The organism is Actinomadura sp. 7K507 (assembly GCF_004348425.1).
Taxonomy (GTDB): domain Bacteria; phylum Actinomycetota; class Actinomycetes; order Streptosporangiales; family Streptosporangiaceae; genus Spirillospora.
Genome location: NZ_SMKK01000098.1, coordinates 14,296 through 31,417 on the forward strand (window position 1 = coordinate 14,296; position 17,122 = coordinate 31,417).

Sequence of the window (17,122 nt, forward strand, 5' to 3'; positions counted from 1 at the left end):
ACCGCGTGTTTGCTGATCTTGTTTGCGGCAAGCGTCCTGTCTTGTGGCAGCTTCCGCGTCCCGGCGCAGCTCGTGTGAGCGGACTCACCGGCGAGTGCTAGCTACACTGCTTGCAATAGCAAGCACCATGACGCAGGGTGGAGACATGGCAAGTTCGAAGGTCGGCTCCATCGGGGAGTACATCCGGGAGCAGCGGACGCGGGCGAAGATCTCGCTCCGCCAGCTCGCGGACGTGTCCGGGATATCCAACCCGTACCTGAGCCAGATCGAGCGCGGGCTGCGCAAGCCGAGCGCCGAGATACTGCAGCAGATCGCGAAGGGGCTGCGGATCTCGGCCGAGGTGCTGTACGTGCAGGCCGGGATCCTCGAAGACCGCGAGGCCGAAACGGACGTGCAGGCCGCCGTCCGGGACGACGTGCTCCTGACGGAACGCCAGAAGCAGGTCGTTCTCGACATCTACGCCTCCTTTCTCAAGGAGAACGAGGCGGCGGGCGTGCTTCCGGCAGAGCGCACCGCGCCCGAACTGGACGCGGACGACCAGAACGCGGACGAACTGGACGCGGACGAGGTCGCGGACGAACCGGACGTGCCCGAGCGAGCCATGCCGATAACAGCCATGCCAGATCAAGCCAGACCAGAACAGAATGGAAAGGAAGAGGTCGGATGACGCTGGCCAGCAACTTCCGAGAGAACAAGGCCGTGTACGCAGTGGCCGGCGCCGGCGACTTCGCGGTGGAGAAGATCCGTGAGGTCCCCGAGCAGGTGACCAAGTACCAGGGCCGTGCCCGCGAGACCGCGACGAAGTACCAGGGCGAGGTCCGCGAGACCGTCGACCGCTACCGCGACCAGGTCCGCGGCACCGTGGACCGCTACCGCGGCGAGGTCAACAGGTACCAGGATCGCGTCGACGCCAAGGACCTGCCCGGCGCGGCCGTCGCCTACGCGACGCACTTCGGCACCCGGGCGGTCGGCTTCATCGACGAGCTCGCCGAGCGCGGCAAGAAGGTCGTGCACCGCGAGGCCGTCGACGTCGCCGAGCTGACCGGCCCCGACGCGAAGCCCGCCACGAGGACCCGCGCCACGCAGCCGAGGAAGCCCGCGCAGGCCAAGGGCACCGTGGAGTCCAGGAGCACGGGGCAGGCCAAGAGCACGGGCCAGGCTCGGTCCACCACGAAGAAGAACGGCGCCTGACCGCGCTTTGCATCGACGGGCCCGGCCGGGAACACCCGGCCGGGCCCCTTCGTCCTTCCAGGGGAGGCTCTGTCTTCACCGGCGGGACGGGTCACCGGACTCCGCTGGACGGCGCGCATAGGGTTGTTGTAGTCAGACCCCGTGTGCGCGACGTGGAGTCGCTGTCCGAGACGAGCAGGAGCGCTGATCGCCGATGTCGAGCTTCAATGTGCTGGACTACTTCTTCTGGCTGTTGCTGATCATCGCGTTCGCGATGGAGGCGTGGGCGCTGATCGACTCGCTGACGGTCCCCGAGAACGCGTTCGCGGCGGCGGGCAAGTGGCGCAAGAAGATGTGGATGATCGTCCTGATCGTCGCCGCGGTCCTCGGCGGCGCCCACGCGATCGCGCCCGCGGCGCTCGGAATCCGCCCGATCGGCCTGCTGATCGGCATCCTCCCGGTCGCCGCGTTCATCGGCGCCGCCATCTACCTGGCCGACGTCCGCCCGGCGGTCGCCCCGTACAAGAAGAAGAACGGCCGCGGCGACTCCCGATCGGGCCCCTACGGCCCCTGGTGATCTCTAGGCTCGACGCATGAGCACCGAAGCCCACGGACGCACGACCCGGCTGGAACTGGACGATCAGGCACTGCGGGAATGGGAGGCCGTCGTCCTCGACGCGGGGCCGGACGGGATCGTTCTCGACCGGTCGGCGTTCTATCCGGGCGGCGGCGGGCAGCCGCCTGACCACGGGGTGCTGCTCTGGCAAGGCGTGCAGACACGGATCGCCGGGGTGCGCAAGGGCGATGACCTGGTCCTGATCCCGGTGGAGGGCGACCCCGTCCCGCCGGTCGGCACCGTCGTCCAGGGCGCGGTGGAGGACGACCGCCGCACCGCGCTGATGCGCACCCACTCCGGCCTGCACCTGCTGTGCGGGGTGGTCTTCCGCGACTACGGCTGCCTCGTCACCGGCGGCAACATGGAACCGCTGACCGCACGCATGGACTTCGACCTGCGCGAGGTCCCGCCGGGGTTCAAGCAGGCCGTCGAGGACGCGTGCAACGCCGAAGTCCAGGCCGACCGCCGCATCGACATCAGGACGCTGCCGCGCACCGAGGCGTTCGAGATCCCGGACATCATCAGGACCGCCACGAACCTCGTCCCGCCCGAGGTCCAGGACGTCCGGATCGTCGACATCGTCGGCCTCGACACGCAGGCCGACGGCGGCACCCACGTCGGCTCCACCAAGCAGATCGGGCGCATCACGGTCGCGAAGGTCGAGAACAAGGGCCGCGGCTTCCGCCGCCTCCGCATCAAGGTCGAGGAGTAGGGGCCGGGCACCGGCCGGCGGGCGCCTCCGGCGGCCGGTGCCCGGCGCTCTAGGGGGACGGGCGCGACAGCGCGTCGACTGAGACGAGCCCGTTCTCCACGAGGTCCACGGCGCGGTCGAGGGCCGTGCGCATCGACAGCGGGTCGTAGCCCTCGCGGCGGCAGTGCGCGACGACCGCCTGCATGCCGCCGATCGCTATGCCGGACGCGGCGACGGCGTCGATCTCCGAGATGCCGGGGCACAGGTCCCGCAGCAGCGCCTCGAGCTTCTCCTGCGTGTCGGTCATCCGCTGGAGGGCCCGCGCCTGGAGGCCGGGACGCTCCAGGACCAGCGCGATCTGGACGGCCCCGTACTCGCCGTGCTCGGAGACGATCGCCTCCAGGACGTCGATGACGCTGCGCCGGATCGTCTCCATGGGCGCCTCGCCCGGCGTGCGGCGCAGCCGTTCGGACACTTCGGCGAGACGGTCGTCGATCTCGGCGAAGACCACGTCCTCCTTGGACGGGAAGTAGCTGAAGAACGTCCGGGGCGACACGTCGGCCGCGGCGGCGATCTCGGCGATCGTCGTCTCCTCGTAGCCGCGCTCGGCGAACAGGCGCAGCGCGGCGGTGGCGAGGGCCTGCCTGGTGCGCCGCTTCTTGCGCTCCCGCAGGCCCGTCCGCCCGCTGTCGTGCCCGTGGCCGTGCCCGTGGTCGGGTTCGCCGGCCACCTGATCGACGTCCGCGCCGTCCATGTGACGGACATTACCATGACTGCAAAGTTGCATCTATTGCAAAACTGCATGGACGGGTGTTTTCTGCGAACATGGCGCGGAATTCTGCGGGTGGTGCGGGCTCCACCGACAAGGCGGCGGGGCAGCCGGACGACCTCGGAAGGATCGCGCGGTTCCTGGGGGCGCTCGGGCGTCTCTGCGTGCGGAGGCGCCGCACGGTCTTCGAGGTGTGGGTCGTCCTCATCCTCGGAGCCGGGGTGCTCGGGATCATGCAGGGGGGCATGTTCGTCCAGCAGAGCTCGCTGCCCGGCACCGAGACCCAGCGCGCGATCGACACGCTCGCCGAGGACTTCCCGGCGATGACCGGGCCGACCGCGACCGTCGTCTTCCACGAGAAGGGCGAGGTCAGCCCGGCCGACTGGCGGGTCGCCCTCACGATCGGCGAGTCGATCGACAACATCTCCAAGCTCGACCGCGTCGCCTACACCGAGAACCCCTACGTGCAGGGGATGGGCGGGCTGAAGTCCGATGACGCGGTCGTCGTCCGGCTGAACTTCGCCGGGACGATGGGCGACGTCAGCCGGGCCGACCTCGACAGGCTCGACGAGGCCGTCGCGCCCGCGCGGATGGCCGGGCTGGACGTCAAGTCCGGCGGCATCGTCGCGATGATGCTCAACCAGCCGAAGGGCGGGCCGCAGGAGGCCGTCGGGATCTTCCTCGCCATGGGCGTGCTACTGCTGGCGTTCGGGTCGTACTTCGCGGCGGGCATCCCGATCCTGGTGTCGCTCTGCGCCCTGGCCTTCTCGTACTCGCTGATCCATTTCCTGGCGTCGGCGGTCGAGATCCATCCGATTGCGCCGATGGTCGCGGCGATGCTCGGCATCGGCGCCGGAATCGACTACGCGCTGTTCATCGTCACGCGCTACCGCCAGCAGCTCACCGAGGGCGACGACGTCGAGACCGCGGTCGGACGCGCCATGGCGCATTCCGGGCATGCCGTCGTCTTCGCGGGCGGCACCGTCGTGTTCGCGATCTGCGGGCTGTTCCTGTCCGGAATCGGGTTCGTCGGGCGGATCGGGATCGTCACCGCCCTCGCCGTGGCCGTCATGGTCCTGGCCGCCCTGACCCTGCTGCCCGCCATCCTCGGGGCGCTGGGGACGCGCATCGACCGGTACAGGCTGCCCCGCGTCCGCCCGGAGCGCAGCTCGCGCCGCTGGATGCGGTGGGGACGGCATGTGGACCGCCATGCCTGGCCCTACGCGATCGTCGCGACGCTCGTCCTGCTGGCCCTCGCCGTGCCGACGCTCAGCCTGCGGTTCGGTGTGATGGCCGACAGCATGGCCGCGCCCGACATGGAGAACCGGCAGGCCTACGACGTCGTCGCCGAGGAGTTCGGCGCCGGGCACTACAGCCCGTTCGTGGTCGTCGCGAAGGTTCCCGGCGGCGAGAAGCCCGAGAAGCGCGAGAAGCCCGAGGAGCCGGTGCCCACGGTCGACGGGATGCAGGGCCTCGGCGGCCTGACCGGGCCCGCGGCGCCGCAGGCCACCCCGACACAGACCGAACGGACCGAGCAGACCGAGCAGTCCCGTCCCAAGGGCGCCCCAGACCCGGACAAGAAGCCCGACAAGGACGCGGTCCTGCTCGCGCAGGAGTTGAGACGCGCCATCTCGGAGGTGCCCGGCGTCGTGTTCGTCGGCGAACCCGTGGTGGCCGGGACGACCGCGATCGTCCAGGTCACGCCGCGGGACGCACCGCACGACGAGACGACGACCGACCTCGTCCACCGGCTGCGGAGCGTCGAGATCCCGCAGGTGCGGGACGCGCATCCGGGGGCGGACGTCTACCTCGGCGGCGAGAACCCCGCGATCATCGACCTGGCCGAGACGGTCGGGGACCGCATGCTCGTCGTGGTCGTCGCGGTCGTGGGCGTCGCGCTGCTGCTCCTGGTCATCGCCTTCCGGTCGATCGTCGTCCCGATCAAGGCGGCGCTGATGAACCTGCTGTCGATCGGCGCGTCCTTCGGCATCGTCACGGCCGTGTTCCAGTGGGGCTGGGGCGTCGAACTGTTCGGCGTGGACCAGGCCATCCCGATCATGTCGTTCGTGCCGTTGTTCATGTTCGCCCTGGTCTTCGGCCTGTCCATGGACTACGAGGTGTTCCTCCTGTCGCGGATCAAGGAGGAGTACGACCGGACGGGCGACCCGCACGAGTCGGTCGTGACCGGCATCGGGGCCACCGCCCGCCTCATCACCTCGGCCGCCCTCATCATGATCTTCGTGTTCGCGAGCTTCGTGCCGCAGCCCGACCCCACGGTCAAGATGATGGCCCTAGGCCTAGCGGTCGCCGTCGCCCTGGACGCCACGATCGTCCGCCTCGTCCTCGTCCCGGCCCTGATGAGCCTGCTCGGCCACGCCAACTGGTGGTGGCCCGGCCGAGGCCGCCCCGCCGTCCCGTCCTCCCCGCCCCCGTCCCCGGAACCAGCCGGCGAACAACTCGAACTGGAACTGACCCGCTGACGCACCGAACCCGTTGATCGCGGTGTACCGAGGGCCGGGGCGCTAGGAGGGAGCGGGCGCGGCTTTACGGGATCTGTTCGACGCGGACTCCGGGGACGGACTCGTACACGTCGGGTTCGGCGGTGATCAGGGGCCAGCGCCGCCAGCGGGCGGACCAGGCGGCCTGCGCCGCGTCCATGCCCAGGTTGGGGTTCGTGGTGACGAGCAGCCCGGTCTGCTGCGCGATCACGTCGTCGAGGTCGTCCACGTGCACGACCTGCATGCCCGGCAGCCGTTCGAGGACGGTGCGGCCGTGGTCGGGGACGAGCTGCCAGGCGCGGGCGAGGGACGTGGCGGGGATGACGATCGTGGCGTGCTGCGCGATGGAGGCGCGCAGCCGGGCACGGACATAGATCGTCTTGCCGGTGGCCAGGTCCAGGAGAGCGGTCGCGTCGAAGACGTGACCGGTGATCACGCGACGTCCCGGCGGTCCGGGGCGCCGCGTTCGACGAGCCGGTCGACCATGGCCTGCTCGTCCGGGCTCGGCGGCCCGAACAGGTCGTCGATGGTGGACGCGTCCCGCAGGAGCGCCAGCTTGAGCCGCGCCCCGTCCGCGAGGAAGCCGGACACCGAGGCGATCTTCTTCTCCTCGGCGAGCCCCTGCAGCGCCGCGGCAAGCTCATCAGGGAGCGTGATATTGAGTCTCGCCATGCCCGACACAATACACACTCACGCGCGCCACAGTGTGTATCAGAAGAGGTATAGGTCACAGAAGTGTCACGTCAACCGGAACTCTGGTCGACCCTGCGGCCCACGCCCGCGTAGCACCACTGGCGGTCGGCCCGGGGCGGGACGATCGCGCCCAGGTCGGGGCGCCACATCGACAGGGTGGTGAGGCCGGGCTCCACGAACTCGAAGCCGTCGAACAGCCGCGCGACGTAGGCGCGGCTGCGCAGCGTGATCTGGTAGGTGGCCTTCTCGTACACGGCGCCCGCGTCCCGGACGCGGCTGTCGGCGTCGAAGTCGCCGGTCACGTGGGACACCACCAGGTGGCTGCCGGGCGCCATCGCGTCGCGGAACCGCGCGACGATGCCGGGCGGGTCGTCCTCGTCGCCGATGAAGTGCAGGACCGCCAGCATCAGGACGGCGACGGGCCGGTCGAAGTCGATGAGCCGGTTCAGTTCCGGGTCGTTCAGGATGTCGCCGGGACGGCGGGCGTCGCCCTGGATGACGGTCACCTCGGGGGTGCTCGCCAGCAGCGCCCGTCCGTGCGCTAGGACGACCGGCTCCCGGTCGACGTAGACGACGCGGGCGTCCGGGGCGACCTGGTGGACGATCTCGTGCACGTTGCCCTGGGTGGGCAGACCCGATCCGATGTCGATGAACTGCCGGATTCCGGACTCGGCCAGCCACCGCACCGCGCGCCGCAGGAAGGCCCGGTTCTCGCGTGCCAGGAAGGGCGTGTCCGGGGCATGCCGGATGACCTCGTCCACGGCCTCCCGGTCGGCGGCGTAGTTGTCCTTGCCGCCCAGGAGGTAGTCGTACATCCGCGGGACGTTCGGCGTGTGCGGATCGATCGTGTCCAGGGCCTTCTCCTGGCTGACGAGTCGGCGATCTCAGCGATGCGCGACCAGGTCCGGCCCGCGTGTATCGCGAACTGTGCACGGCCATGTAAGCATGTTGATCAACTCGTGGACAACCCGATCGAAGATCCTCAAGCCGGGAGAGCGCACATGCCGAGCGACGGCGTCCCCCCACGGATCCCTGGCCCGCCCGCCGACGACGGAGCCGAGGCGATCGCCGCGGCCGGTGGACTGCACAACTACCAGCTGGAGCTGCACGCCGAGTACGGACCGGTGGTGCGCTTCCCGCTGCCCGGCGCGGACGCGGCGGTGTCGGTCGCCGACCCGGTGCTGCTGGAGGCCACCGCGAAGATCGACAAACGGCCGGAGAAGCTGTTCGAGTTCCTCGCCCCGTTGCAGGAGGCGGGCAACCTGCAGACGATCCCGGCCGGCGAGCACGGCCCGTGGCGCCGGGTGATGCTGTCGGTGCTGGCCGGACGGCCCTCACACGAGGCGCACTTCGCGCGGTTCGCCGCGCTGACGACCGAGCTCGCCGACCGCTGGGCGGCCCAGGACGGCCCGATCGCCCTGCAGCAGGACCTCAGCGAGCTGTCGTTGCGCATGATCTGCCAGTACGCGCTCGGCAGCGGCCTGGACTCCGCAGGCTCCGCCGGACGGGTCGTGTCCGCGTTCGAGACCGTCCTCACCGAGTTCATGACCCAGGAGGGCCCGGGGCGGGACAGGGCCGACGAGGCGCTGGCCTACCTGCGCGCGACCGTCGACGAGGTGCTCGCCGCGCACCGCGAGCGCGGCGGCGTCGAGCAGGCCGACCGCAGCGACCTGATCGCGGCGCTGGCCGCGGCGGGCGAGTCCCCGGCGCGCATCCGCGACACGGTGCTGATGACCATGCTGGCCGCGCACCACACCACCGGCGTCGCCATCTCCTGGACGCTCTACCTGCTGGCCAAGCATCCGGACGCGGCCGACCGCGTCGCCAAGGAGATCGACGACGTACTGGGCGACCGCGCCGTCCCCGAGTACGGCGATCTCAAACGGCTGACCTATCTGGACATGGTGCTCAGGGAGGCCATGCGGCTGTACCCGCCCGGCCCCTATGGCGCGAGGGAGGCCACCGAGGACGTCGTGCTCGGCGACTACACCGTCCCCGCGGGCACGACGATCTTCTACCCGTTCTGGGCCGTCCACATGAACCCCGAGTACTGGCCGGACCCGCAGGCGTTCGACCCGGAGCGGTTCACGCCCGAGGCTTCGGCGAACCGGCCCCGGCTGGCCTACATACCGTTCGGGATCGGCCCGCGCAGCTGCGAGGGATCCGTCCTCGCGATGGTCGAGGCCGAACTCGTGCTCGCCACTCTGCTCAAGCGGTTCCGCCTGGAGCTGACCCCCGGGCAGACGGTCACGCCCATCGAACGCTTCGTTCTGTGGGCCGCCGAGGACATCCACATGGTGCTGACACCCCGGTGACGAGCCCCAGTCCCGTCCAGCAGCCCGGCGAACCGGTCCACTGGCTGAACGGTCTGCGGCGAGGATCGCGTCGGCTTTCACGGGCCTGAGTTGCGGCGGCCTGTCGAGTTGGGCGGTGGCCGTTCGTCATAGATGGGGACGCCTGCATCGTGCCGGTGTCACCGGAAGGACGGTGATGGGAATGAACGAGCTGCGGACTCTTCTGGACGGACGGGGCTTGGTCGAGTCGCCGCGCTGGCATGGCGACCGGCTGTACTTCTCCGACTGGTCCGCGGGCGAGGTCGTCGCCGTCGGGCTGGACGGCGCCAGTGAGGTGATCGCCCGCGTCAAGTCGCTGCCGCTGTGCACCGCGTGGCTCCCGGACGGCCGGCTCGTGATCGTCTCGGCGACGGACGGCCTGCTGCTGCGGCGGGAGCACGACGGGAGCCTGACCACCCATGCCGATCTCGGGCGGCCGGGGTGGAACGACGTCGTGGCCGACGGCCGCGGCAACGTGTACGTCAACGGCTTCGAGTCGATCTCCGGGGAGGACTTCGGGCCCGGTTCGGTCTTCCTGGCGCCGGTGGACGGTCCGGTCCGCCAGGTGGCCGGGGACATCACGTTCCCGAACGGGATGGCGGTGACCCCCGACAACTCCACGCTGATCGTCGCGGACTCCTACGGAGGCGCCCTCCTGGCCTTCGACATCGGCGCGGACGGCGGGTTGTCGGGCCGCCGTGTCTGGGCCGACCTGGGCGAGGCCGCGCCGGACGGCATCTGCGTGGACGCGGAGAACGCCGTTTGGTACGCCGACGTCCCCAACCGGCACTGCGTGCGCGTCGCCGAGGGCGGCACCGTCCTGCGGACCGTGGACCTGGATCGCGGCGGCTTCGCCTGCACGCTGGGCGGCCCCGACGGGACGACCCTGTTCATCACCGCCGCCGAATGGCGCGGCATGACCGACCCCGACATGGTGACTCCCCGCAGCGGCCAGGTGCTCACCATCCAGGTCGATGTGCCGGGCGCCGGATGGCCCTGACGTCCGATCAAGTGGACGTGGCGGTGGCGAGCATCGCGTAGGCGTCGCGCACGGCCGGCCTCCGGGCGCCCTTGGGGGAGGCCTTGGAGAGCGCCGTCACGGCATTCCGGCGGACGGTGTGGGTTCTACGGTGTGCGGCGGGGAGCTGCTCCAGAACGCTCATTACATGCTGCGCGCCCGCGTCGGCGTCGCCTTCTTGGATGAGGGTGGTCGCGCGGTACATCTCGACTTGCGCGGGACCGAGAACGCTTTTGGACGTGTACGACGCCAGAGCTTCGTCCTGGGCCGCACGGGCACGTTGGTGCTCACCGGTGTGTGCGTAGACGAAGCTGGCGGAGTGATGCAGTCGTTGAACCGACCATCCGAGCTGTGAATCCTCGTCATCTCGAATGCGGTCGGGTAGGCGGTCGAAGACCCGTTGGAGTTCAATTAGGGCGCTCCGTGCCTCGGTGTGGCGTCCTGTCTGGGCAAGCGCTTGTGCCTTGGTCCCGTATGCGCCCGCCAGGCCTGCGCATGGTGCGTTGGCAGCAAGCGCTATGGCTTCGTCGGCGAGCTGCAGAACGGATTGTTCGAGTCCGTTGTCGGAGAGGCCGTACACCGCTTGCCGTTCGCGGGCGAGTGAGGCGAGGAGGGGGTCACCGGATTCGTCGGAGGCGCGGACGGCGGTCCGCCACCAGCGGCGCGCGCTACGCACGTCGCCGAGACCGGTCAGCGAGATGGCGGTGAAGATGGAGAGCAGTGCCGCCGAGTGGATGAGGCTTGTTCGGACGCCCTCGGCCGCGCGGGAGATCAGCAGGTCGAGTTCGGTGAGGTCGGCGAGCAGTTCGGGGAGCACCTGCTCGGGCGGGAGGTAACCGGCCTCGTGCGCGTAGTCGTAGACGACTCGTTCCCAGGTGTCGGCGTCGCGGCCGGTGGCTTCGGTCGTGAGGGTGCCGGTCAGGGTGGCGCGGAGGTGTTCGGCGTCGCGGCCGAGTGGGACGGCCACGGCGGTGGTGGCGAGGAGGCCGAGGAGGGCGCGGCGCTTCACGTCGTCGTCCTCTTGGTCGTGGTCGGGCTCATAGGTAGAGGATGCCTCCTTGACCTCCCCGGTTGAGAAGAGTTCGGAGGGGTCCAATTTGAACGCTTTTGCGTATGCGGGTGCCCAGTCGCGGGGAAAGTTGCGGCCCTTCTCCCAGTCGTAGATCTGACGCGCGAGGTTGGCGACGTTGCCTCGCTCCAGCCCGTCGGCGCGCAGGAGTTGCCTGGCCATCTCGTGTTTGCTCCAGCCTCGCGCGTCACGTTCGGCACGCAGGCGGGCTGCCCATATTGGGGGATTCTGGGCGGTCATTCGACTGTGTCCCCTTTTGTGGACCCGGAGACTTTCGCGTCTCCGGGTGTCTCCGGGTCTGTCTCCGCATTCTCATCTTTTCTTGCGCTCCGTGACGCCGATTTACTCAGAGTCGCGGGACGAGTTGAGGTGCGTCCTGCCCCCGAAGACGAAGCGGCCCCGACCCGGTGCAGCAACACCGTGTGGGTCGGGGCCTGACCAGGAAAAGAGGTCCTGGCTATGGACGAGGCTATGACCCCCGAGGTGCGGCTCGCGGCGCTTGCCGCGCATCTGGCCGCCCGGAAACTCGACGTGGACCTTGGCCCCGCCGGGCTCCGGGTAACGAACCCGCAGGTCAAAGGGTGCTGCGCGAAGAACACCGCCGACACGATCTCGTGCCGCTTCCGGGGCGAGGACGCCGACCGGCTCTGGTACTTCACGTCGTGGGGCGAGCCCATCGCGCCCGCCGACCGGGTCACCGACGCCGCCGTGTTCGTCCTCGGATACCTGGCCGAGCGGGAGGAGCAGTGACCCCGTGGGCGGCGGCCGATCTGGACCCCGAGCGCGTCGCGGCGGAACTGGCGCGCCGGTTCCCCGGCTGCTGCGCCTGGCGCGGCGAGTACACCGGAAGCGTCCCGTCCGGCCGTGCACTCCAGGCCGCCGTCCCGTCGCCCGCCGGTACGGGCGAGGCGGGTCGAGCGGCGTCCCCGAGGTGGGTGGCTGCGGCGGCTGCTGGGCTCGTTCGTGGTGGTGGAGGGCTGGTGATGTGCGGTGGCCGCTGTCGGAGCCGGATGGCCGTGTGGGTCAGGAAGAACAGGGCGGCCATCAAGTAGCAATTGGCTACGGGGATCAGCAGCAGATGCCACCCGGATTGGAGCGGGTTGTCGTTGTACGGCGTCAACCACATGAGTTCTACGGCGAAAAGCGCGTAGCCGCAGGCGGCGATTGTCCGGTTGTTGTTGCGTATCAGTACGGCCAGGGCCGGGACGACCCATACCCAGTGGTGTGCCCAGGAGATGGGGGAGACGAGTAGGCCGGTCACACCCGTCACGGCTACGGCGGTCAGCCAGTCGCCGCGTCTCGCCCACGCGACGGCGATGGAAAGGCCTATGACGCCGATGGTCAGCGGAATGGCGGTGTACCAGTCGCCTACTTCGGCCGTCCCTCTGAGGACGCGGGTGAGCGCGCCCAACGGGGACTGGTTGCTGATGTACGGGACGCCGACGCGGGACGTGTCGAAGAAGGTGTGCAGCCAATAGGTCCGGGACGCGTCCGGTGCGATGGCGAATGCGAGCAGGGTGCAGACGGCGAAGGTTCCGGCGGCCGTGCAGGCGTCTTTCGTTCGTCTCGTCACCAGGAGGAGGACGATGAAGATGCCCGGTGTCAGCTTGATCGCCGCCGCGATGCCGATGCCGATCCCGGCGGGACGGCCCTGGGCGACGCGCAGCATGTCGGCGAGGACGAGCGCGAGCAGCAGAATGTTGACCTGGCCCTGGAAGAACGAATGCCAGATCGGCGCCAGCAGCAGGCCGCCCGCCACCACGACTTTCAGGGAGACGTCGCGGCCGGCCAGTTCCAGGGTCGTCGCGCACGCCCGGATGAATGCGGCCAGTGAGGCGAGTTGCCACAGCAGCCGGGCGAGTGTGAGTGGCAGCACGGACAGGGGAGTGAACAGCGCGGCCATGAACGGCGTGTTCGTGAACCAGTGGGCGGCGAGCTGCTCTTCGTACAAGCGTGTGCCGTCGGTTACGGCTTGCCCGCCCAGCCAGTAGATACGGAAGTCCAGAGAATCGTAGGCAAGTGAGAAGGTCACGATCGCCAGGAATTCGATTCCCAGGAGGAACGTCGGCCAGCGCTTCATGCGAATAACGGTGACTTCGGCGATGCCCGGCGGGCATCGGGCCGCCGGACACATTCGCAAAGGGTCCTTGTAGCCCCCGGGATTACGCCCGTGGGCCAATGTGCGGGTAAGGGCGTGCCGGTTACGATCGGCGCATGTCCGCCCAGCCGCAGAGCCGAGCCCGCCGCCTCGCGTGGGCGGCGCTGCTCCTGTTCGCGGCCGTCGTGTACCCCGTCGTCCTCGTCGCCACGGTCATGAAAGGTGAGAGCGGCTTCGTCCCCGAGGAAGTTCTCGTGTCGGCCGTGCTCACCGTGCTGGTCGGGGCGCTGCTGCTGCGGAACCCGCTGCCCGTGCACGGGATACTGCTGTTCACCTGGACGTTCGCCCTGGTACAGATGCAGAACGGGGTGGTCGGGGGCCTCCAGGCTCTGCTCACCGGTATCGGGGTCGGCTACATCGCGGCGACCCGACGACCCCGGGTGTCGGTCCCCGTCGCCGTCGTGACGTTCGCCGTACAGGCCGGATCGGTCTTCGCGTTCCTGTCCGCGAACGACCTGCTCCTCATGACCCTGGTCCTGGGGATCATCGTCACTTGGATGGCGGGGAATTCGGTTCGGGTGCGGCGAGCGCATGCCGAGAGCCGGCGCGAGCAGGCCACGGCGCAGGCCGTCGCCGACGAGCGGCTGCGGATCGCCCGCGAGCTGCACGACATGGTGGCGCACAGCATCGGAATCATCGCCATCCAGGCGGGCGTCGGCGGACGGGTGATCGACACGCAGCCGGCCGAGGCGCGCAACGCGCTGGACGCCATCGAGACCACGAGCCGCGACACCCTGTCCGGGCTGCGAAGGATGCTCACCGCGCTCCGCAAGGACGACTCGGGGACCGCGCCGCTCGGCCCTGCCCCCGGCCTCGGTGACCTGGACCGGCTGGCCGAGGCGACCAGGGATGCCGGTGTGCGGGTCGGCATCCGGACCGAGGGCGAGCCGAGGTCGCTGCCACCGGACGTCGACCTGTCCGCGTACCGGATCGTCCAGGAGGCGGTGACGAACGTCGTCCGCCACGCGGGCACGGACGAATGCCGGGTCACCGTCGACTACGGGGACGGGGAACTGGCCATCGAGGTCGAGGACGACGGGCGCGGCGGCGTCGTCGGCGCCGGGTACGGGATCGTCGGGATGCGGGAGCGGGTGGCCCTGCTGCGCGGCGACTTCGCGGCCGGGCCGCGTCCCGGGGGCGGGTTCCGGGTGGCGGTGAGGATTCCCTTGGAGGCGGCCCGATGACGAGTCAGGAGACGGTACGGATCGTCCTGGCGGACGATCAGCCGCTGGTCCGTGCGGGGCTGCGCGTCCTCGTCGCCGACACGACCGATCTGGAGATCGTCGGGGAGGCCGGGACGGGCGCGGAGGCCGTCCGGCTGGTCGAGGACGTCCATCCCGACGTGGTCGTCATGGACATCCGCATGCCCGACATGGACGGCATCGAGGCCACCCGCCGCATCACCACGGCACATGTCCTGATGCTGACCACGTTCGACGACGACGAGTACGTCTACGGCTCCCTGAAGGCGGGCGCCAGTGGCTTCCTCGTCAAGGACATGGCGCTGGAGGAGATCCTGTCGGCGATCCGGGTCGTGGCGGGCGGGGACGCGCTGATCGCGCCGAGCGTCACGCGGAGGCTGATCGAGGAGTTCGCCGCCCGTCCCGAGGAAAGGCGACCCGAGCCGCCGAAACCCGCCCGCCCGTCCGACGGCATCACCGAAAGGGAGCGCGAGGTGCTGACCCTCGTCGGGCGCGGCATGTCCAACCACGAGATCGCCGGAGAGCTGTTCATCAGCGTGGCCACGGCGAAGGCGCATGTGGCGCGGCTGCTCGCCAAGCTCGGCGCCCGCGACCGCGTCCAGCTCGTGATCACGGCCTACGAGATGGGCCTCGTGACGCCTCCTACCGGCGGTAGTACTACCTGACGTGGTGACCTTCGCGGTGGTCGGATAACCTGGTTCGCGTGAAGGGTCTGGGAGAGCTTGAACGCACGGTCATGGAGGTCCTCTGGGCGCGCGAGGACGCCGGTCGCCGAGCGGGCACCGCACGCGACGTGAGCCGTGCCCTCGCCGATGACCGCGACCTTGCGCACACCACCGTCATGACGGTGCTGGACAGGCTCGCCAAGAAGGGCTTCCTCGAACGCGAACGCGACGGCCGCGCCTGGCGCTACCACCCGGTGGCGAGCCGCGAGGTGTACGTCACCGAGCTGATGCTGGGCGCGCTGAACGAGACCGGTGACCGGGACGCGGCGCTCGCCCACTTCGTCCGGTCGGTCTCGCGGGACGAGATCGACGTGATCCGCGAGACCCTCATGGGCCTCACAGGCAAGGAACCACCGGCATGACCGGCGCCGCCCTGCTCGCATTGATCTCACTCGGGACCGTCGGCGGGGCGCACCTGCTGTCCCGGGCCAGGTGGACGTGGCGGACGCCGCGCACCGGCATCGCGCTCTGGCAGGCCCTCGGGCTGTGCTGGGGCATCGCCACGATCGGCGCGCTGCTCGGCCTCGCGCTGCTGCCCTACCAGAGCGGCGTCCTGCGCGGGCTGCCCGGCCTCTACGACGACCAGGCCGCCCTGCTCAACCCCGTGCAGGTGGCCGCGCTGCTCGCCGCCATCAGCCTCACCGGCGTCCTGCTGGTCATGCTGATGTACGCGGTGGTGCGGGTCGTGCGGGCCCGGCGGCGGCACCGGGCGCTGCTCGCGCTGGTGTCGCGCAGCGACTCGGCCGTGCCCGGGACCCTCGTCCTCGACCACCCGGGCGCGGCGGCGTACTGCGTGCCGGGCGTCCGCTCGTCCAAGGTCGTCGTCAGCGCCGGGACGCTGGAGCTGCTCGACGAGGACGAACTGGCCGCGGTGGTCGCGCACGAGCGCGCCCACGCCCGCGAGCGCCACGACCTGGTGCTGCTGCCGTTCGCGTCGCTGCGGCAGGTGTTCCCGCAGTTCCGGCTGGTCGCACGGTGCCTGGACGCGGTGGAGCTGCTGATCGAGATGGCCGCCGACGACCGGGCCCGGTCGGGTCGGGCGCCGCGCGACCTGGCGACCGCCCTGTTGCGCTTCGCCGCCGCCCGCCCGGCGGCCGCGCCGTCCGGGACGCTCGGTGTCGCCTCGCACGCCGACATCCCGGTGATGGCGCGGGTGAACCGGCTGCTGGAGCCGGAGCCGCTGCCCCGCAGGACCCGTTTCGCGGCCATGGTCGCCGTCCCGATCATCGCCGGCCTCCCCCTCTTTCTCCTCGTCATACCGCATTAGCCGGGCCCGCTCCGTCAGGCGTTCGTGGGGACGGATTCGGCGGGCGTGGTGGCGTCCGCTGGAGGGGCCGGGCGGCGCAGGACGAGGAGTGAGATGGTGAGGGCGGCGATCAGCAGGGCCGCCGAGATGCCGAACGCCAGGTGGTAGCCGCCGGTCAGCGCGGCGGCGTCGCCGTGGCCGTCCGCCCGGAGGCTCTCGGTCCGGGAGGCCGCCAGGGTGGTCAGCACCGCGACGCCGAGTGCCATGCCGACCTGCTGGACGGTGTTGAACAGCCCTGATGCGAGGCCCGCGTCGTCCGGGCCGGCGCTGGACATCCCGAGCCCGGTGAGCGACGGCAGGACGAGGCCCGCGCCCGCGGCCAGCACGAACACCGGGAGCAGGTCGGTGACGTAGTCCGCGTCCACCGGGACCCTCGTGAGCAGGAGCATCGCGCCGATCAGCAGCACCAGACCGGCCATCAGCACGAGGCGTTCACCGAACCGGTTCGACAGGCGTGCGGAGACGAACAGCGACACCACGCCGATCGCCACGGCCGACGGGAGCATCGCGAGGCCGGTGTCGAGCGCGCCGTAGCCGAGGACCTGCTGCAGGTAGAGGGCGACGATCACCTGGAACGAGAACATCGCCGACAGCGTGAGCAACTGGACGGCGTACGCGCCGGACACGTTGCGGGAGCGCAGGATGCGCAGCGGCATCAGCGGGGTCGCGGCCGTGGCCTGGCGGGCGACGAACCCGGCCAGCAGGACGAGCGCCGCCGCGCCGAGCCCGAGGGTGTGCGCGGACAGCCAGCCGTACCGTTCGACCTTGACGACCGTGTAGATGCCGAGCATCAGCCCGGACGTGACGAGCAGCGCCCCGGCGAGGTCCGCGCCGGCGGCCAGGCCGATGCCGCGGTCGCGGGGGAGGGCCGGGA

General features: G+C 70.2%; 19 protein-coding genes. 12 read left to right on the top strand and 7 right to left on the bottom strand.

Translation table 11 applies throughout. From position 1 onward, the window contains the following. The first annotated feature begins 145 nt into the window (after window positions 1-145). From E1285_RS22390 to E1285_RS22405, 4 genes are all read left to right on the top strand, one after another. A complete protein-coding gene (locus E1285_RS22390; RefSeq protein ID WP_132155136.1) occupies window positions 146-667 on the top strand; it encodes a helix-turn-helix transcriptional regulator in 522 nt (173 codons plus the stop codon). Further along, the gene (locus tag E1285_RS22395) at window positions 664-1,191 is read left to right on the top strand and encodes a hypothetical protein (RefSeq protein ID WP_132155138.1); all 528 of its coding nucleotides are present in this window, start codon (window positions 664-666) and stop codon (window positions 1,189-1,191) included. Before E1285_RS22390 ends, E1285_RS22395 begins: the two co-directional genes overlap by 4 nt. Window positions 1,192-1,384: 193 nt before the next feature. Continuing rightward, window positions 1,385-1,747 (top strand): DUF2516 family protein, encoded by a 363-nt coding sequence (locus E1285_RS22400; protein WP_243722971.1) that lies wholly within the window; start codon window positions 1,385-1,387, stop codon window positions 1,745-1,747. 16 nt (window positions 1,748-1,763) lie between these two features. Further along, on the top strand, window positions 1,764-2,498 hold the full coding sequence (locus E1285_RS22405; RefSeq protein ID WP_132155140.1) for an alanyl-tRNA editing protein: 735 nt from the start codon (window positions 1,764-1,766) through the stop codon (window positions 2,496-2,498). Between the two features lie 49 nt (window positions 2,499-2,547). Here the strand turns inward: E1285_RS22405 and E1285_RS22410 are convergent, their stop codons facing one another. Further along, the gene (locus E1285_RS22410; RefSeq protein ID WP_132155142.1) at window positions 2,548-3,231 is read right to left on the bottom strand and encodes a TetR family transcriptional regulator; all 684 of its coding nucleotides are present in this window, start codon (window positions 3,229-3,231) and stop codon (window positions 2,548-2,550) included. A 71-nt stretch (window positions 3,232-3,302) separates the two neighbouring features. Between E1285_RS22410 and E1285_RS22415 the strand changes: the two genes are divergently transcribed. Further along, a complete protein-coding gene (locus E1285_RS22415) occupies window positions 3,303-5,726 on the top strand; it encodes an MMPL family transporter (protein WP_132155144.1) in 2,424 nt (807 codons plus the stop codon). Window positions 5,727-5,790: 64 nt separating this feature from the next. Here E1285_RS22415 and E1285_RS22420 read toward each other — a convergent pair whose 3' ends face one another. From E1285_RS22420 to E1285_RS22430, 3 genes are all read right to left on the bottom strand, one after another. Then, a complete protein-coding gene (locus E1285_RS22420) occupies window positions 5,791-6,180 on the bottom strand; it encodes a hypothetical protein (protein WP_132155146.1) in 390 nt (129 codons plus the stop codon). Further along, window positions 6,177-6,416, bottom strand: coding sequence for a hypothetical protein (locus tag E1285_RS22425; protein ID WP_132155148.1), 240 nt, complete (start codon window positions 6,414-6,416; stop codon window positions 6,177-6,179). Before E1285_RS22425 ends, E1285_RS22420 begins: the two co-directional genes overlap by 4 nt. A gap of 71 nt (window positions 6,417-6,487) precedes the next feature. Further along, complete coding sequence (locus E1285_RS22430; RefSeq protein WP_279510084.1) at window positions 6,488-7,291, bottom strand: SAM-dependent methyltransferase; 804 nt, start codon at window positions 7,289-7,291, stop codon at window positions 6,488-6,490. A 147-nt stretch (window positions 7,292-7,438) separates the two neighbouring features. On the opposite strand from E1285_RS22430, the gene E1285_RS22435 reads away from it, so the two are divergent. After that, complete coding sequence (locus E1285_RS22435) at window positions 7,439-8,752, top strand: cytochrome P450 (protein ID WP_132155152.1); 1,314 nt, start codon at window positions 7,439-7,441, stop codon at window positions 8,750-8,752. A 181-nt stretch (window positions 8,753-8,933) separates the two neighbouring features. Continuing rightward, complete coding sequence (locus E1285_RS22440) at window positions 8,934-9,770, top strand: SMP-30/gluconolactonase/LRE family protein (protein WP_132155172.1); 837 nt, start codon at window positions 8,934-8,936, stop codon at window positions 9,768-9,770. 7 nt (window positions 9,771-9,777) lie between these two features. Here E1285_RS22440 and E1285_RS22445 read toward each other — a convergent pair whose 3' ends face one another. After that, window positions 9,778-11,019, bottom strand: a complete 1,242-nt coding sequence (locus tag E1285_RS22445; protein ID WP_132155154.1) for a hypothetical protein — start codon at window positions 11,017-11,019, stop codon at window positions 9,778-9,780. 297 nt (window positions 11,020-11,316) lie between these two features. On the opposite strand from E1285_RS22445, the gene E1285_RS22450 reads away from it, so the two are divergent. Continuing rightward, window positions 11,317-11,607: a hypothetical protein gene (locus tag E1285_RS22450; protein ID WP_132155156.1), complete on the top strand. Its 291-nt coding sequence runs from the start codon at window positions 11,317-11,319 to the stop codon at window positions 11,605-11,607. Here E1285_RS22450 and E1285_RS22455 read toward each other — a convergent pair. After that, the gene (locus E1285_RS22455; RefSeq protein ID WP_165966703.1) at window positions 11,552-12,937 is read right to left on the bottom strand and encodes a glycosyltransferase 87 family protein; all 1,386 of its coding nucleotides are present in this window, start codon (window positions 12,935-12,937) and stop codon (window positions 11,552-11,554) included. The two genes, E1285_RS22450 and E1285_RS22455, sit on opposite strands and share 56 nt — an antisense overlap. A 134-nt stretch (window positions 12,938-13,071) precedes the next feature. On the opposite strand from E1285_RS22455, the gene E1285_RS46700 reads away from it, so the two are divergent. The 4 genes from E1285_RS46700 to E1285_RS22475 are packed head-to-tail and all read left to right on the top strand — an operon-like array spanning window position 13,072 to window position 16,209. Next, window positions 13,072-14,199, top strand: a complete 1,128-nt coding sequence (locus E1285_RS46700) for a sensor histidine kinase (RefSeq protein WP_132155160.1) — start codon at window positions 13,072-13,074, stop codon at window positions 14,197-14,199. Beyond that, window positions 14,196-14,882, top strand: coding sequence for a response regulator transcription factor (locus E1285_RS22465; protein ID WP_132155162.1), 687 nt, complete (start codon window positions 14,196-14,198; stop codon window positions 14,880-14,882). Before E1285_RS46700 ends, E1285_RS22465 begins: the two co-directional genes overlap by 4 nt. Window positions 14,883-14,920: 38 nt before the next feature. After that, the gene (locus E1285_RS22470) at window positions 14,921-15,304 is read left to right on the top strand and encodes a BlaI/MecI/CopY family transcriptional regulator (protein WP_132155164.1); all 384 of its coding nucleotides are present in this window, start codon (window positions 14,921-14,923) and stop codon (window positions 15,302-15,304) included. Continuing rightward, complete coding sequence (locus E1285_RS22475; protein ID WP_132155166.1) at window positions 15,301-16,209, top strand: M56 family metallopeptidase; 909 nt, start codon at window positions 15,301-15,303, stop codon at window positions 16,207-16,209. Before E1285_RS22470 ends, E1285_RS22475 begins: the two co-directional genes overlap by 4 nt. A 14-nt stretch (window positions 16,210-16,223) precedes the next feature. On the opposite strand, the gene E1285_RS22480 is transcribed toward E1285_RS22475, so the two are convergent. Then, the coding region (locus tag E1285_RS22480) for an MFS transporter (RefSeq protein ID WP_132155168.1) at window positions 16,224-17,122 on the bottom strand (899 nt) is incomplete at its 5' end.

Coding starts and splice junctions, on each gene's coding strand:
- E1285_RS22390 (WP_132155136.1), top strand. CDS start 146: ATGGCAAGTTCGAAGGTCGGCTCCATCGGGGAGTACATCCGGGAGCAG.
- E1285_RS22395 (WP_132155138.1), top strand. CDS start 664: ATGACGCTGGCCAGCAACTTCCGAGAGAACAAGGCCGTGTACGCAGTG.
- E1285_RS22400 (WP_243722971.1), top strand. CDS start 1,385: ATGTCGAGCTTCAATGTGCTGGACTACTTCTTCTGGCTGTTGCTGATC.
- E1285_RS22405 (WP_132155140.1), top strand. CDS start 1,764: ATGAGCACCGAAGCCCACGGACGCACGACCCGGCTGGAACTGGACGAT.
- E1285_RS22410 (WP_132155142.1), bottom strand. CDS start 3,231: ATGGACGGCGCGGACGTCGATCAGGTGGCCGGCGAACCCGACCACGGG.
- E1285_RS22415 (WP_132155144.1), top strand. CDS start 3,303: ATGGCGCGGAATTCTGCGGGTGGTGCGGGCTCCACCGACAAGGCGGCG.
- E1285_RS22425 (WP_132155148.1), bottom strand. CDS start 6,416: ATGGCGAGACTCAATATCACGCTCCCTGATGAGCTTGCCGCGGCGCTG.
- E1285_RS22435 (WP_132155152.1), top strand. CDS start 7,439: ATGCCGAGCGACGGCGTCCCCCCACGGATCCCTGGCCCGCCCGCCGAC.
- E1285_RS22440 (WP_132155172.1), top strand. CDS start 8,934: ATGAACGAGCTGCGGACTCTTCTGGACGGACGGGGCTTGGTCGAGTCG.
- E1285_RS22445 (WP_132155154.1), bottom strand. CDS start 11,019: ATGGCCAGGCAACTCCTGCGCGCCGACGGGCTGGAGCGAGGCAACGTC.
- E1285_RS22450 (WP_132155156.1), top strand. CDS start 11,317: ATGGACGAGGCTATGACCCCCGAGGTGCGGCTCGCGGCGCTTGCCGCG.
- E1285_RS22455 (WP_165966703.1), bottom strand. CDS start 12,937: ATGAAGCGCTGGCCGACGTTCCTCCTGGGAATCGAATTCCTGGCGATC.
- E1285_RS46700 (WP_132155160.1), top strand. CDS start 13,072: ATGTCCGCCCAGCCGCAGAGCCGAGCCCGCCGCCTCGCGTGGGCGGCG.
- E1285_RS22465 (WP_132155162.1), top strand. CDS start 14,196: ATGACGAGTCAGGAGACGGTACGGATCGTCCTGGCGGACGATCAGCCG.
- E1285_RS22475 (WP_132155166.1), top strand. CDS start 15,301: ATGACCGGCGCCGCCCTGCTCGCATTGATCTCACTCGGGACCGTCGGC.